Source organism: Micromonospora sp. DT229, assembly GCF_049844505.1.
In the GTDB taxonomy this organism is placed as follows: Bacteria; Actinomycetota; Actinomycetes; order Mycobacteriales; family Micromonosporaceae; genus Micromonospora.
This window is the reverse complement of sequence record NZ_JBNCLD010000008.1, coordinates 164,722-179,109: the sequence shown is the minus strand read 5'-3', so window position 1 is coordinate 179,109 and position 14,388 is coordinate 164,722. Positions and strand designations below refer to the sequence as shown.

Genomic DNA, 14,388 nt, shown 5'->3' with positions numbered 1-14,388 from the left:
GCGGGCACCTCGGGCGGGTCGGCTCAGCGGAAGGCGGAATGGCCGGTGAGCACCTGACCGATGATCAACTGGTGGACCTCGGAGGTGCCCTCGTAGGTCAGCACGGATTCCAGGTTCGCGGCGTGCCGGATGACCGGGTAGTCCAGGGTGATGCCGGCCGCCCCGAGGATGGTGCGGCATTCCCGGGCGATGGCGATGGCCTCCCGGACACTGTTGAGCTTGCCGAGGCTCACCTGTCGGTGGTCCAGGGTGCCGGCGTCCTTGGCCGCGCCGAGGTGCATCGCCAGCAGCATTCCCTTGCCCAGTTCCAGACCCATGTCGGCGAGCTTGAGCTGGGTGGCCTGGTACGCGGCCAGGGGCCGGTCGAAGATCTGCCGGCTGCGGGCGTACTCGACGGTGGTCTGGAGGCAGTCCTGGGCCGCGCCGAGGGCCCCGAAGACGATGCCGAACCGGGCCTCGTTGAGGCAGGACAGCGGCCCGGACAGGCCGGTCGCCTCCGGCAGCATGGCCTCGGCGGGCAGCCGGACCTCGTCCAGGACGAGTTCGGAGGTGACCGAGGCGCGCAGGGACTGCTTGCGGGTGATCTCCGGTGCGCTGAAGCCGGGGGTGCCGGCGGGCACCAGGAATCCCCGTACCCCCTCATCGGTGCGGGCCCACACCACGGCCACGTCCGCGATCGACCCGTTGGTGATCCACATCTTGGTGCCGTCGAGCACCCAGTCGCCGCCGTCACGGCGGGCCCGGGTGCGCATACCGGAGGGGTCCGAGCCGAAGTCCGGCTCGGTCAGCCCGAAGCAGCCGATCGCCTCACCGGCGGCCATCCGGGGCAGCCACTGCTGCTTCTGCTCCTCCGACCCGAACCGCCAGATCGCGTACATGGCCAGGGAGCCCTGCACGGAGACCAGGGAACGCAACCCCGAGTCGCCGGCCTCCAACTCGAAGCAGGCCAACCCGTAGGCGGTGGCCGAGGTGCCGGCGCAGCCGTACCCGGTCAGGTGCATCCCGAGTACGCCGAGTTCACCCAGCTCACGGGCCAACTCCCGGGCCGGCAGGCGACCCTCCTCGTACCAGGTGGCGATGTGCGGCCGGACCCGCCGGTCGACGAAGGCCCGCACGGCGGCCTGGAGTTGCCGGGCGTCCTCGTCGATGAGGGAGTCGATCCCGAAGTAGTCGAGGGTGGACGCGGGTACGGTCAGGGTCACGGGCGGTTTCCTTCCGGCGCGGTTCAGGTGCGCGATCACGCCACGGCCAGGCCATGGTGTCGAGCGCGTCGAGGGTCCCCGCCACCCGGTGCGCGGTGGCCAGGCCCTGAGGATGGTCTAGCAGGGTCCGGGGAGGTACGCAGGCTCGGGGTGCGGGACATCGACGACCGGGTCAGTCCAGGATGCCCTCGTGCAGGGCACGCAGCACCGCGTTCGTCCGGTCCCGGGCACCCAGCTTGGTCAGGATCGTGGAGACGTGGTTCTTGACGGTGCCCTCGGCCAGGAACAGCGCACCGGCGATCTCGCGGTTGTTGTAGCCGTGCGCTACCAGCCGCAGCACCTGCCGCTCCCGCTCGGTCAGGCGGGCCACCATGGGCGCGTCCGGGCCGGCCGGTGAGGGGCCGGAGCGGATCGCCCGCAGCATCCGGTCGGTGATCGACGGGGCGATGACGGTGCCGCCCTCGGCCAGGGTGCGGATCGCCCGGGTGAGCTGTGCCAGCGTCACGTCCTTGAGCAGGTAGCCGCGGGCCCCCGCCCGCAGGGCCGCCAGCACCAGCGCGTCGTCGTTGAAGGTGGTCAGCACCAGCACCGGGATGTCGATGCCGGCGGCCTGCAACTGGTCGATGGTCCAGATGCCGTCGAAGCGGGGCATCCGCAGGTCCAGCAGGATCACGTCGGGTGCGGTTCGCTCGATCACCGCCAGGGCGTCCCGGCCGTCGGCCGCCTCACCGACGACATCGACCTGGGCGACCTCCAGCAGCCCTCGGATGCCCTGCCGGATCAGGGTCTGGTCGTCGACGACCACCACCCGGATCATGAGGTCGGCATCCGCGCGGTCACCCGGAACCCGGCCGAGCCGTCCACCACCAGGTCGCCGCCGAGGGCCTCGAACCGTTCCCGCAGGCCACGTAGCCCGTTGCCGAAGGCCGGATCACCCGCACCCCGCCCGTCGTCGCACGCGTCGAGCGCGACCACACCGTCCTGGCCGGTGATCGAGATCCGCAGTTCGCGCGCCTCGGCATGCCGGATCGTATTGGTGATGATCTCCTGGGCCGCGCGCACGAGCGCGGCCCCCCGTTCCTCGTCCACACACACCTGCGGTGACACCTCGATCGACACCTCCAGGCCGGGCAGGTCCCGCGCCAACCGCCGAAGGGCCTCTTCGAGGTCGACAGCCTCCGTCCTGAGGTGCCCGACCGTGGTGCGGACGTCGCCGAGCAACTCCCGGGCCACCCGGTCGGCGCGCTCCACGTGCCGTTGGACCGCGGCGCCGTCCAGGTGTCGGGCGGTCTCCAACTCCAGGGTCAGCACGGTCAACTGGTGACCGATCAGGTCGTGCAACTCCCGGGAGATCCGCAGCCGTTCCTGTGTCCGGGCGGACTCCTCCAACCGCAACCCGGCGGCCTTCAGCTCCACATGGGCCGCGGCGAGCTCCCGGCGCATCCGCTGTTCCCGCAGCAGGGTCATCGAACTCAGCAGCGAGGCCAGCTGGATCAGCAGGTAGAAACCCACTATCAGGCCCAACTCCCCCGGCGTACGGGTGGTCGGCACCGCGACAAGGATGATCACCGCCGTGTTGAGGGCGACCACGACCAGCCCGACCGGCAGCGGGACCAGGTAGACGCTCATCGCGGCGGTGAGCACCAGCAGCACCGGCAGCAGCCCCACCTGTCGGGTGGTGAGCACCAGCGCCCAGGCGGCCACCACGGCCACCCCGTACGCCAGGTGCCGCACCCGGCCCTGCTCGGACGCGGCCGGGGCGGTCAGCAGGCCCGCCAGCAGCAGCACGAACAGGGCGATCCACCAGCCTCGCCCGATCCGCAGCTCGGCGCCGCCGAACAGACCGGGGGTGGCGACGGCCACCGCCACCACGAGCATCGCGAGACCGGACCACTCCTCGGTGCCGACACGTCGCATGTGGCCACCCTAGATGGGGTTCGTCCCCGGTGACCGGTGCCGGAAGTCATGGTCGCGGGTCGTGACTTCCGGTACAGGAATCGACAGCGGTTGTGCTCGTAGCGTGGCGAACATGACCAGTTCCGAACCGGCGGTCCTCGCCGAAGACCTCGCCAAGCGCTACGGCCGCGTCCAGGCGGTCACCGAGGTCAGCCTGCGCATCGAGCACGGCGAGACGATGGGCCTGTGCGGCACCAACGGCGCGGGCAAGACGACGACCGTCGAGATGATCGCCGGGCTACGGGTCCCCGATCGAGGGCGGGTACGTGTCCTCGGCCTGGATCCCCGCCGTGACCGCGCCCGGCTGCGGCAGGTGCTCGGCGTCCAACTCCAGGACGCCTACCTGCATCATGCACTGCGGGTCAGCGAGTTGGTCGAGCTGTACCGCAGCTTCTACCCCGATCCCCGTCCCACGGACGAACTGCTGGACCTGGTCGACCTGACCCGGCAACGCCGGACCATCTTCGAGAAGCTCTCCGGCGGGCAGAAGCAGCGGCTCTCGATCGCCCTGGCGCTGGTCGGACGGCCACGGGTGGCCATCCTCGACGAGCTGACCACCGGCCTGGACCCGACGGCCCGGCGACGCATGTGGAGCACCATCGAACGGCTCAAGTCCGATCAGGTCACCGTCCTGCTGGTCAGCCATGCGATGGAGGAGGTCGAGCGACTCTGCGACCGGATCACCGTCCTCGACGCCGGTCGGGTCATCGCCGTGGACACCCCCGCCGGTCTGCGCAGCCGGGCCGGCGCCGACACCCTCGACGAGGCCTTCGTCGCGTTGACCGGCAAGAACCTGGAGGAGGCGGCATGACCGCGACACCCACCATCGTGCCCGTTCGGCCCGGGGTGCGCGCCCTGCTGATTCTCGTCGGGTGCGAGGCCAGGATGGTCGTACGGGACACCGCGGGGCTTGTCGTACCGCTGGGCCTGCCGCTGCTGATCCTGCTGACCAGCGCCGGCTCGGCCGGCGGCCAGGTCGTGGCCGACGGGCGTACGGCGTTGGAGGTGTTCGTCCTCCCGCTGGTGATCACCATGGTCGTTGCGATGATCGGCATCATCAACATGCCGAGTTTCCTGGCCTACTACCGACGCTCGGGCATCCTGCGGCGGCTGGCGGTCACCCCGGTCTCACCCGCGCTGGTGCTGGCCGCCCAGACGATCGTGAGCGTCGTACAGACCCTGACCGGCATCACGGTGGCCGCCGGGGTGGCGCTGGCGGCCTTCGGTGCCCGGCCACCGGCCGACCTCGCGGTGGCCCTCGGGGTGCTGGCACTGACGATGGCGGCGATGTACGCCATCGGCATGATGGTCGCGGCGGTCGCACCGACCCCCAACTCGGCCGTGGCCATCGGCCTGGTCACCTTCTTCCTCCTCGGCGCCCTGGGCGGCATGTTCGGCGGCCGGGACAGTTTGCCCGAACCGCTCGCCGACTTCGGCGCCTGGCTGCCCTTCGGTGCCGCCGTGGACGCGCTCTCCGCCGCCTGGACCGGCTCGACGATCAGCGCAGCGCACCTGCTCGGTCTCGGCGCTACCGTCCTCCTCGGCACCCTGGTCGCCGCCCTCCTGTTCCGCTGGGAATGACGGGCTTGGGCAGCCCCCTCGATCCGGGATCGAGTGGCTTACCCGTTCACGTAAACCACTCGATCCGGGATCGAGCACGATCATGGGCAGGGCGAGTGCGGCGGGTGCAGAATCGTGCGGTGACCGGCCTCGCCGACTGGACCGCGCCGGAAGGGCGGGATCCACCGATGGAGATCAGGGACATCGCACCCGGCGGGGACGAAGCCCTGGCACGGGAACTGCTGAGCATCCAGCAGGCGGCGTACGCGGTGGAGGCGGCGATCATCGGCGACGACCGGATTCCGCCGCTGCACGAGACCCTCGACGCGCTGCGCAGCGCGCCCCTGAGGTGGCTCGGCGCCTTCCAGGCACAACGGCTGATCGGGGCGATCGGCTGGTCGGAGGAGGACTCGGTGGTGGACGTCGACCGGCTGTTGGTCGATCCGGCGGCCCATCGGCGAGGAGCCGGCAGGGCGTTGGTGGCTGCCGTTCTCACCTTTGCCGGTCACCGTCGAGTCGTCGTCGCCACGGGCCGGGACAACCGGCCCGCCCGGAGGCTGTACGAGGGTCTGGGGTTCGTGCGGACCGGCGAGTTGGAGGTCATCCCCGGTCTCTGGATCACCCGGTACGCCCATTCAACGCCAGGACCAGCGACCTCCGACCGGGTCGATCACGCCGGGCGGACCCCGGAGGACCCGGCGGTGTCGGGCTGGGACGAGGGCCTGGCGCCAGGGCAGCGGACCCTGCTGCGGTGGTGGCTTCCGGGGGCGACCCTGGTGCGGGAGCACAGCTGGGGTCTGGTGGCGACCAGGGTGGTCGAGGTCTCCTGGGCGGGGTCCCGGTTCATCGTCAAGGCCGGTGGTGCCGACGATCGCCACATCGCGCGGGAACTGCACGCCCACCGCACCTGGTTGCGGCCCTGGACCGACCGGGGCCGCGCGCCCGCCCTGGTGCAGGGCAGTACCCAGGAGAAGATCCTCGTCACCCGTTACCTGCCCGGAGACCTGGTGCTCGGCACCACCCACGCCGAGCACCCCGACACCTACCGGCAGGCGGGCGAGTTGCTGGCCCTGCTGCACGCCCAGACCCCGGTCCTCGACCACGACTACGAGCGACGGGAGAACGAACGGTCACTGGCCTGGCTCGGCCGACCACACCGGATTCCCGCGAGCACCGTCGCGCGGCTGCGGGCCGAGATCGCCGACTGGCCCACCCCGCCCGCGATCCTGGTGCCCACCCACGGGGACTGGCAGCCCCGCAACTGGCTGATTCACCACGGAGTCGTGAGCATCATCGACTTCGGGCGGGCGGCGCGGCGTCCCGCGCTCACGGACCTCGCCCGGCTGGCCGTGCAGGAGTTCCGTCGGGATCCGCGCCTGGAAGCGGCCTTCCTCGACGGGTACGGCGCCGATCCTCGGGAGCCGAGCGCCTGGCACCGCACCTTGGTCCGGAACGCGATCGGCACCGCGGCCTGGGCTCATCAGGTGGGCGACGAAGCGTTCGAGGCCCAAGGCCATCGGATGCTGGCCGAGGTGCTGTCGGCTGGACCAGCGTAGGGGTGCCTAGAAGGGGAACCGGCCGCGACGCCACTGCCAGTGGCGACCGGCGGCCAGGTGGTCGATGACGGCGCGTTGCAGCACGGTACGGCGCGGCAGCCGCTCCAGCGGGGTGGTCAGCGTCCGGAACACGAACCGCAGCACCTCCACATCGGGGTCCAGCCCCTCGGGCTGCTCGTAGGGTTCCAGCTCGAACCGGCGCTGGAACCGGACGATGTTGGAGTCCTCCGGCAGGTACTCCGCCAGTTGGGGATCCAGCAGCCAGGAGCCGCAGGCGAATTCGGTGTAGTGCTCCTCGGGAAAGTGGCGCGGGAAGAACTCCCTGGCCTGGTCCAGGGAGTCCTCGACGGCCTGCGGGGTCATCGGCCCCGAGTCCGGGATGTGCAGGTCCAGGGTGGCGCCGCCGCGGTGGTGCTGCAACCGTCCCAGCTCGTACACGGCACCCCGCACATGCAGGGTCAACCAGCTCTGCATGACCGGCCAGCCCTCGCCGTTCATCCGCCGGTCGATGGCCAGGTTCCTACCCAGGTCGGCGAGGGCGGTCCAGGACACGGCCTCGGGGATGCCGTGGTCACGGTGGTATCCCATGGCGACCTCGACCAGGGCCAGGTACGCGTAGACGTAGAGGCGCCGCCAGGCGGGGCCTCGGTCCCGGGGCAACTCCGGGCCGGGCGGCAGCCAACCGTGGCCCCCGAGGTCGGCGCGGACCAGGGCGATCGAGCGGTCCAGCAGCCAGCGCAGCTCCGGGGTCCACTGTGGGGAGTCCGGGTCGGGCCAGCCCGTCATGATCTCGGCGGCGTCCTCCGGTGACACCGCCAGGCGGTCGAGGATCGCGGGGGCTGCGGATCTGGCGGGCAGCGGAGCCGAGGGCCGGTCAGCGGCGAGCCGGTGCACCCGCTCGATCTCCTCGACGGGCACCCCTGACCGGGCGGCGATGGCGGCGGCCTCCATGCGGCAGACCCTACCGACCGGCGTCCTGTTGTGGGGGGTGGGTGCCGAACAGACCGGCCAGCACCACCAGCAGTTCCAGGCGGACGGCCGGGTCGTCGAGGTCGCCGCCGTACCGGTCGCGCAGGCGTTTGAGCCGGTAGCTGACGGTCTGCGGGTGGACGAACAGTTCGGCGGAGATCTCGGCGCGCGCCCCCCAGTGCCGCAGCCAGGAATGCAGGGTGACCAGCAGGTTGTCCCGCTGCGCCGGACGCAGGTCGTGCAGCGGGGCCAGTCTGCGTTCGGTGAGCACGGCCAGGGCGCCGGGTTCGCCGCGCAGGGTCAGCGACACCAGGTGGTCGTCGACGAAGACCGGGCCCGCGTGGGGGTCTACCAGCCCGGCGGCCTGTTCGGCCAGGCGTACCGCTGCGGGAATCTGCGGCCAGGCCAGTGCCGGGCCGACCACCGCCCACCGGCCGGCCAATGCCGTGCTCAGAGCGGCGCGGGTCGTCCGGGGTCCGGCGCGCAGCACCAGCACCGCGTCCCGGCCACGCTCCACGACCAGGCCGTCCGCGCCGAACCGGAACCGCGCGTCGCGGGCCTGCTCCAGCGGCAGCAGTACGGGCACCACGGTGTTCAGCTCCGGCCAGCCGATCCGGGCGGCGGCGGCCGCTACGGCGTCGGCCATGCCGTCGCCGCGCAGCAGCAGTTCGGCCAGGTGCCGCCGCCGGTCCTCACCGGCCTGCTCGCGCACCTGAAGGGCGTACCCGTCGGTGCTGGCGGCGGCCAGTTCGGCGACATAGGCGCTGACGGCGTCGGAGAGGTCGATCAGTTCCTCGGTGTCGACCGAGCGGAGCCGGGCCAGGGACTGCGAGGCGGTACGCAGCAGCACCCGGGCCGCCATCCGCAGCGCGGCCAGCAGCGCCTCCGGGCCCCGGTCCTCGCGTGCCTCCGCGGCGCCCAGGGCGACGAAGACCTCCCGGATGCGGGGTGGCAGCGCGGGTTCGTCCGTGCCGACCAGGTCCAGGAAGCGGTCCAGGGCCACCTGGACGGCGGTGTGCACGTCCCGACGGAACTTCTCGTCCGTGACGGTGGCGAAGGCCGGAGTGGCCTCGGTGACCGCTACCGCTACGGCGGGCACGGTGGCCGGCAGGTGCGGGCGCATGGCGGTGGCCAGGTCGGCGGGCAGGCGCCGCCAGGGGGTGGCGGACAGGGGTGCGCTCACCCGGCAGATTTTGTCACCTCAGGACAATCTGCGGCCGGGTTCTCGCTGCCGTACGGACGGTGTCCCGGCCCGCCGGAGCGGGCGAGGATGGAGCCGCCGCGCGCCCGGCGACGGCCAGGAGTCGACGGAGGAGAAGGCCGTGCAGCATCGCCTGTCCCGCCAACATGTGGTCGACATGTGCCGCACCATGCTCGACCGTGGCTACCTCAAGGCCACCGAGGGCAACGTGTCGGTGCGGGTGCCCGGCCACCGGTTGTACGCGGTGACTCCGAGCAACTACGACTACGACCGGATGCGGGTCGAGGACATCTGCATCGTCGACTTCGACGGCCGGCACGTGCCCGACGACTCCGGGGTGGAACTCAAGCCCTCCATCGAGTGCGGGATGCACGCCAACATCTACCGGGAACGCCCGGACGTCAACGCGATCGTGCACACCCATCAGCCGTACGCCTCGGCCCTGGCCTTTCTGCGCAAGCCGATCCCGGCGCTCACCGACGAGCAGGTGCGGTTCCTCGGCCGGGAGGTGGCGATCATCGACTACGCCCCCTCGGGTACCTCCTTCCTGGCCCGCAACGTGCAGAAGAAGGTGGCCAGCGGGGACAACGCCTTCATCATCGCCAACCACGGGGTGGTGGCGGTGGGCACCGACCCGGACCGGGCGGTGTTCAACATGGCGCTGCTGGAGAAGGTCTGCATCGCGTACCTGCTGGCGTTGACCAGCGAGGCGGGTCGGGTCTTCACCATCCCCACCGCGATCCGGGAGATCGCCTTCGGCAAGTTGCGCGCCGACGAGAAGCGCATCGCCGCCCAGATCACCGAGGCGGTGGAGCCGCTGCGGGTACCGGCCGACGAGCCGCTGCCCAGCGCCGACGCGGTCGCTGCGGAAACCACGGCGGAGGCGGCCGTCGAGTCGGACGAGGCGCCGGGGGCCGAGTCCGCGCGACTCGGATATGCGATCAGCACCTACCCGGACGTCGAGGACGTGATGCGGCGGCTGAAGGCCCTGACCGCCCAGCCGATCCGCGGGCTGCGCCACGACGCGCTGCTCGACGTGCTGAACTACTTCGACACCAAGTGCCGGGCCAGTAAGGAGATCACCGACCGGGCCAAGCGGCGCATCCCCGGCGGGGTGCAGCACAACCTGGCCTTCAACTACCCGTTCCCCCTGGCGATCGAGAAGGCCGAGGGGGCGTACCTGGTCGACCGGGACGGCAACACCTACATCGACTTCCTCCAGGCCGGGGGACCGACCATCCTGGGCAGCAACTACGGCCCGGTCAACGAGCGGGTGGCCGAGGTGGTCCGCGACTGCGGCCCGGTGACCGGCCTGTTCCACGAGTACGAACTCAAACTCGCCGAGATCATCCACCGGTACATGCCGCACATCCAGATGTACCGCGCCCTGGGCTCCGGCACCGAGGCGGTGATGGCGGCGGTACGCGGTGCCCGGGCCTTCACCGGCAAGAAGATGGTGATCAAGGTCGGTGGGGCGTACCACGGCTGGTCGGACACCATGGTCTACGGGCTGCGGGTGCCCGGCACGTACCGGATGAACGCCAAGGGCATCCCCTTCGGCGCCACCGCCCGCACCCGGGAGGCCTTCCCGCACGACCTGGGGCAGCTCAAACGCAAGCTGATCGAGAACCGGCTGCGCGGCGGTACGGCGGCCGTGGTGGTCGAGCCGGTGGGCCCGGAGTCCGGCACCCGGCCCGCACCCCGGGACTTCAACGCGCAGGTCCGCCAGTTGTGCGACGAGTTCGGCGCCCTGCTGATCTTCGACGAGGTGGTCACCGGGTTCCGGCTGGGTCTGGGCGGGGCGGCCGGCTACTTCGGGGTCACCCCGGATCTGACCGTGCTGGGCAAGGCGGTCTCCGGGGGCTACCCGATGGCCGGCGGAGTCGGTGGTCGCGCGGACGTGATGGCGGTCTTCGGTTCCGGGTTGGACGGTAAGAGCGGGGCGCACATCCAGGTCGGCGGGACCCTGTCGGCCAACCCGCTGTCCTGCGCGGCCGGCTACTTCGCCATCGAGGAGATGGCCCGGACAGGAGCCCCGGTCATCGCCGGGCGGGCCGGTGACCGGCTGACCCGGGGACTGCAACGGCTGATCGACTCGTACGGGCTGCCGTATGTCGCGTACAACCAGGGTTCGATCGTGCACCTGGAGTGCAGCGGGGTGATGCTGCTGGACATGCGGCACCCGGTGAAGCTGCTCAAGGAGAACAAGGCCCGCAAGCGGCTGATGGAGCAGATGGGTGCGGCGTACACCGCGCACGGCATCATCACCCTGGCCGGTTCCCGGATGTACACCTCGATGGCCGACACCGACGCGGTCATCGACGACGCCCTGACCCGCTTCGACCAGGTCTTCGCCCTGGTCGAGGGGGTCTGAGCCGGTGGCCGCCACCGCCCCTCAGGTGTTCGCGGTCGATCTGGGCACCTCGGCGTTGAAGGCCGCCCTGGTCGCCGCCGACGGCACCGTCACCGGCTGGGCCGAGCGGTCCCTGCCGCTGCGGGTGCTGCCCGGTGGCGGCGCCGAACAGGATCCGGCGACCTGGTGGGCCGCGCTCGGGGCGGTCGCCGCCGACCTGGGCCGGGCCCATCCCGACCAGATGCGGGCGGTGACCACGGTCTGTGCCTCCACCCAGGGTGAGGGCACCATCGCGGTGGACTCCGCCGGGGAACCCCTGACCCCGTGCATCTCCTGGCTGGACATGCGGGGGGCGCCCCACCTGCGGCGACAGTTCGGCGGCTTCCCCGCGTACCAGGGGATGTCCGTGCGCCGCATCGCGCGGTGGCTGCGGCTCACCGGGGGGATGCCCTCCCCCACCGGCAAGGACCCCGCGGCCCACATGCTGCTCGTCCGCGACCAACTGCCCCAGGTGTACGCCCGCACCGCCGCCTTCCTCAACGTGCTGGACTGGATCAACCTGAAGCTCACCGGGCGGACGGTGGCCACGGTCGACTCGATCCTCACCTCCTGGGTGACCGACAACCGCCGCCCCGGCGACATCCGCTACTCCCCCACGCTGGTCGCCGACTGCGGCATCGACGCCGACAAGTTGCCGCCGATCGTCGCCTGCACGGAGGTGCTCGGCCCGCTGACCCCGACCGCCGCCGCACACCTGGGGCTGCCCGAGTCGGTCCAGGTGGTGGCCGGGGCGATCGACACCACCGCGGCGGCGATCGGGGCCGGCACCACCGGCGACCGTCAGGCCCACCTCTACCTGGGCACCTCCTCCTGGATCGCCGCGCACGTGCCCGCCAAGAAGACCGACGTGCTGGCCGGCATCGCCTCGGTGCCCTGCGCGATCGGGGACCGCTACCTGATGACCGCCCTGCAGGCCACCGCCGGGGCCAACCTGACCTGGCTGCGCGACAAGGTCGTCGAGTACGACGATCCCCTGCTCGGCGCCGGTCACGTCAGCCGCGACGAGGGCTCCATCTTCGACGCCTTCGATCTGATCATCCCCAGGGTGCCGCCGGGGGCCAACGGGGTGCTCTACACCCCCTGGCTGTACGGCGAGCGGGCCCCGGTCGACGACGCGAACCTGCGCGCCGGCTTCCTCAACATCTCGCTGGACACCAACCGCTCCGACCTGCTGCGGGCGGTCTTCGAGGGGGTGGCCCTCAACACCCGCTGGCTGACCGGGGCGGTCGACCGGTTCCTCGGCACCCCGGTCACCTCGATGGCGATCACCGGCGGCGGGGCCCTGTCGGATTCCTGGTGCCAGATCTTCGCCGACGTGCTGGGGGTGGAGATCCGCCGGGACGCCCGACCGCTGGCGGTCAACGCCCGGGGAGCGGGATGGATCGGCGCGGTCGGCACCGATCGGCTCGGCTTCGGCGACATCCCCGACCTGATGCGCACGGATCGGGTCTTCACCCCGATCCCGCAGCACCGGGCCACCTACGACGAGATCTTCGCCGTCTACCGGGACCTGCACAAGCGGCTGGCCCCGGTGTACCGCCGGCTGCACCGGCCCCGCTGAGATGGCTCGCCGGGTCTCCCATCGAGTGGGATGGCGGGCTCGATCGGCGGCCCCGGAAGTTCCGGAATTCATCGATGATGGCGTTTCCCTGCCAACGATGCGAGGCTAGTACGCCGACGTTGGCACCGACAGGAGGGTACGTGGAGACGACACGGCGAGAGCTTGCCGAAACCTCTTCCGTCGAGGGCCAGGAACCCGAGGTCGACCGGGACGAATCGCCGGCCGAGCCGACCGGTGGGGCCGGGCGGCTGGCGGCGGCCGGACGGACGGCCTCGCGCCTGCTGCGCCACGAGTGGACCCTGGCCTCGGTGGCCGGTCTGCTGTTGGCCGTCGTCCTCACCTGGCCGACCCTGAAGAATCCGTGGACCACCATCCCGGGCGACCTGGCGGATCCCACATTGCAGACCTGGCAGGTCGCCTGGGCCGGGCACGCCCTGCTCACCGACCCGCTGGCGATCTGGCACGCCAACGCGTTGTACCCGGCCATGTACAGCTACGCCTACACGGACACCCTGCTCGGGTACGCCCCCGCCGGTCTGTTCGGCAGCGGCGTCGAGGCCGCGGTGTTCCGCTACAACCTGCTGTACGTCTTCGCCTACGCGCTGTCCTTCGTCGGGGCGTACGCCCTGGTCCGCCAGCTGGGCGGGGTGCGGACGGCGGCGGCCGTCGCCGGCATCGCCTGGGCCTTCGCGCCGTGGCGGATGGCCCACAGCGGTCACCTGAACATCCTGTCCGCCGGCGGCATCGCCCTGTGCCTGGCGATGCTGGCCCGTGGCCACGGCTGGTCCCTGCGCGAGGGTCACCGCCCGCACCTGCACCGCCCCGGCTGGATCGTGGCCGGCTGGCTGACGGCCGCCTGGCAGGTGAGCCTGGGTCTGGCGATCGGCCTGCCCCTGATCTACATCCTGGCCGCTGCCGGGCTGGTGGTCGCGGTGGGCCTGGGGTGGTCCCGGTGGCGTGGCGGCCGGTGGGTGCTGGGCCGCCGGGTGGTGGTGGCCAACCTGGTCGGCGGCGCCCTCTTCGGTGCGGTGTGCATCTGGCTGGGGACCACCTACCTGCGGGTGGTGGAGCTCTACCCGCAGGCACGCCGGGATCTGTCCTGGACGGAGATGTTCTCCCCGCCGCTGCGCGGATACCTGGTCGCCCCGGCGGACTCCTGGCTGTGGGGCGACTACTTCGAACCCGCGCGCACCCAACTGTCCTGGCCGCCGGAGATGACCCTGCTGCCCGGCGTCACATTGATCATGCTGGGGGTGGCCGGGCTGAGCTACTCGGCGTTCCGCCTGCGCTACCGCCTCATGCTGGGGCTGGGGGTGCTGGTCAGCGGCGCCCTGGGGCTGGGCAGCAACCTCGCCGGTGGCGGCGATCCGGGTTACATGACCCTGTCGCGGCTGCTCCCCGGCTGGGACGCGCTGCGCACCCCGGGTCGGCTCATGCTCTGGACCAGCCTGCTGCTGGCCGTTCTCGCCGCCGGCGCGATCACCGAGTTCGTGCGGCAACTGCCCGACACCGGGTGGCAGCGGGTGGCCGGGCGGATCGTGCTGGTGGTACCGCTGCTGCTGGTCCTGGCCGAGGGGGTCAACCGGACCCCCCACCCCGAGGTGCCGCCCGCGCCCACGGCGATCAGCTCGGCCCCCGAACCCCTGCTGGTCCTGCCCGGCGAGGGCATCTCCGAATTCCATGTCATGCTCTGGTCCACCGAGGGGTTCCCCCGGGTAGCCAACGGTTTCGCCAACTTCGTGCCCCCCGCCCAGCAGGACATCCGCACGATGAGCATGTCCTTCCCCGACCCGGGCAGCATCGCCTTCCTCCGGCAGGCCGGCATCCGGTCCGTCGTGGTCCTGCCGGACCGGCTGGCCGGCACCCCCTGGGACGGGGTCACCTTCCGACCGGTAGAGGGTCTGGGCATCACCCGGGAGGAGATCGACGGGGCGGTGCTGTACCGCCTGGACTGAGCGCGGGCCCCGGCG

At 71.5% G+C, this 14,388-nt stretch carries 11 protein-coding genes; 6 read left to right on the top strand and 5 right to left on the bottom strand.

Translation table 11 applies throughout. The annotated features are described in order from the left end of the window. Positions 1-23: 23 nt before the first annotated feature. The 3 genes from ACLQ2T_RS15295 to ACLQ2T_RS15285 form a co-directional block, all read right to left on the bottom strand. Positions 24-1,160: an acyl-CoA dehydrogenase family protein gene (locus ACLQ2T_RS15295; RefSeq protein WP_425766979.1), complete on the bottom strand. Its 1,137-nt coding sequence runs from the start codon at positions 1,158-1,160 to the stop codon at positions 24-26. 214 nt (positions 1,161-1,374) lie between these two features. After that, positions 1,375-2,019 carry a response regulator gene (locus ACLQ2T_RS15290; protein WP_425766791.1) on the bottom strand — a complete coding sequence of 215 codons (645 nt, stop codon included), beginning with the start codon at positions 2,017-2,019 and terminating at the stop codon, positions 1,375-1,377. Continuing rightward, a complete protein-coding gene (locus tag ACLQ2T_RS15285) occupies positions 2,016-3,119 on the bottom strand; it encodes a sensor histidine kinase (RefSeq protein ID WP_425766790.1) in 1,104 nt (367 codons plus the stop codon). The genes ACLQ2T_RS15290 and ACLQ2T_RS15285 overlap by 4 nt, the downstream gene beginning before the upstream one ends. Positions 3,120-3,231: 112 nt before the next feature. Between ACLQ2T_RS15285 and ACLQ2T_RS15280 the strand changes: the two genes are divergently transcribed. The 3 genes from ACLQ2T_RS15280 to ACLQ2T_RS15270 all read left to right on the top strand — a co-directional run bounded on the left by ACLQ2T_RS15280 (position 3,232) and on the right by ACLQ2T_RS15270 (position 6,274). After that, complete coding sequence (locus tag ACLQ2T_RS15280; RefSeq protein ID WP_425766789.1) at positions 3,232-3,969, top strand: ABC transporter ATP-binding protein; 738 nt, start codon at positions 3,232-3,234, stop codon at positions 3,967-3,969. Continuing rightward, positions 3,966-4,739 (top strand): ABC transporter permease, encoded by a 774-nt coding sequence (locus ACLQ2T_RS15275; protein ID WP_425766788.1) that lies wholly within the window; start codon positions 3,966-3,968, stop codon positions 4,737-4,739. The genes ACLQ2T_RS15280 and ACLQ2T_RS15275 overlap by 4 nt, the downstream gene beginning before the upstream one ends. A 119-nt stretch (positions 4,740-4,858) precedes the next feature. Further along, on the top strand, positions 4,859-6,274 hold the full coding sequence (locus tag ACLQ2T_RS15270) for a GNAT family N-acetyltransferase (RefSeq protein ID WP_425766787.1): 1,416 nt from the start codon (positions 4,859-4,861) through the stop codon (positions 6,272-6,274). Positions 6,275-6,280: 6 nt separating this feature from the next. On the opposite strand, the gene ACLQ2T_RS15265 is transcribed toward ACLQ2T_RS15270, so the two are convergent. Together ACLQ2T_RS15265 and ACLQ2T_RS15260 are read right to left on the bottom strand one after the other, a co-directional pair. Beyond that, positions 6,281-7,225 (bottom strand): acyltransferase domain-containing protein, encoded by a 945-nt coding sequence (locus tag ACLQ2T_RS15265; protein WP_425766786.1) that lies wholly within the window; start codon positions 7,223-7,225, stop codon positions 6,281-6,283. 10 nt (positions 7,226-7,235) lie between these two features. Beyond that, positions 7,236-8,426 carry a PucR family transcriptional regulator gene (locus tag ACLQ2T_RS15260; protein ID WP_425766785.1) on the bottom strand — a complete coding sequence of 397 codons (1,191 nt, stop codon included), beginning with the start codon at positions 8,424-8,426 and terminating at the stop codon, positions 7,236-7,238. Between the two features lie 139 nt (positions 8,427-8,565). Between ACLQ2T_RS15260 and ACLQ2T_RS15255 the strand changes: the two genes are divergently transcribed. From ACLQ2T_RS15255 to ACLQ2T_RS15245, 3 genes are all read left to right on the top strand, one after another. Then, positions 8,566-10,818 carry an aminotransferase class III-fold pyridoxal phosphate-dependent enzyme gene (locus ACLQ2T_RS15255; protein ID WP_425766784.1) on the top strand — a complete coding sequence of 751 codons (2,253 nt, stop codon included), beginning with the start codon at positions 8,566-8,568 and terminating at the stop codon, positions 10,816-10,818. Between the two features lie 4 nt (positions 10,819-10,822). Further along, on the top strand, positions 10,823-12,418 hold the full coding sequence (locus ACLQ2T_RS15250) for a xylulokinase (protein WP_425766783.1): 1,596 nt from the start codon (positions 10,823-10,825) through the stop codon (positions 12,416-12,418). Positions 12,419-12,666: 248 nt separating this feature from the next. Next, positions 12,667-14,373 carry a hypothetical protein gene (locus ACLQ2T_RS15245; protein ID WP_425766978.1) on the top strand — a complete coding sequence of 569 codons (1,707 nt, stop codon included), beginning with the start codon at positions 12,667-12,669 and terminating at the stop codon, positions 14,371-14,373. Positions 14,374-14,388: the final 15 nt, after the last annotated feature.

Bases quoted from the DNA above. Each gene is read 5' to 3' on its own strand.
- ACLQ2T_RS15290 (WP_425766791.1), bottom strand. From the start codon at position 2,019: ATGATCCGGGTGGTGGTCGTCGACGACCAGACCCTGATCCGGCAGGGC.
- ACLQ2T_RS15265 (WP_425766786.1), bottom strand. From the start codon at position 7,225: ATGGAGGCCGCCGCCATCGCCGCCCGGTCAGGGGTGCCCGTCGAGGAG.
- ACLQ2T_RS15275 (WP_425766788.1), top strand. From the start codon at position 3,966: ATGACCGCGACACCCACCATCGTGCCCGTTCGGCCCGGGGTGCGCGCC.
- ACLQ2T_RS15285 (WP_425766790.1), bottom strand. From the start codon at position 3,119: ATGCGACGTGTCGGCACCGAGGAGTGGTCCGGTCTCGCGATGCTCGTG.
- ACLQ2T_RS15280 (WP_425766789.1), top strand. From the start codon at position 3,232: ATGACCAGTTCCGAACCGGCGGTCCTCGCCGAAGACCTCGCCAAGCGC.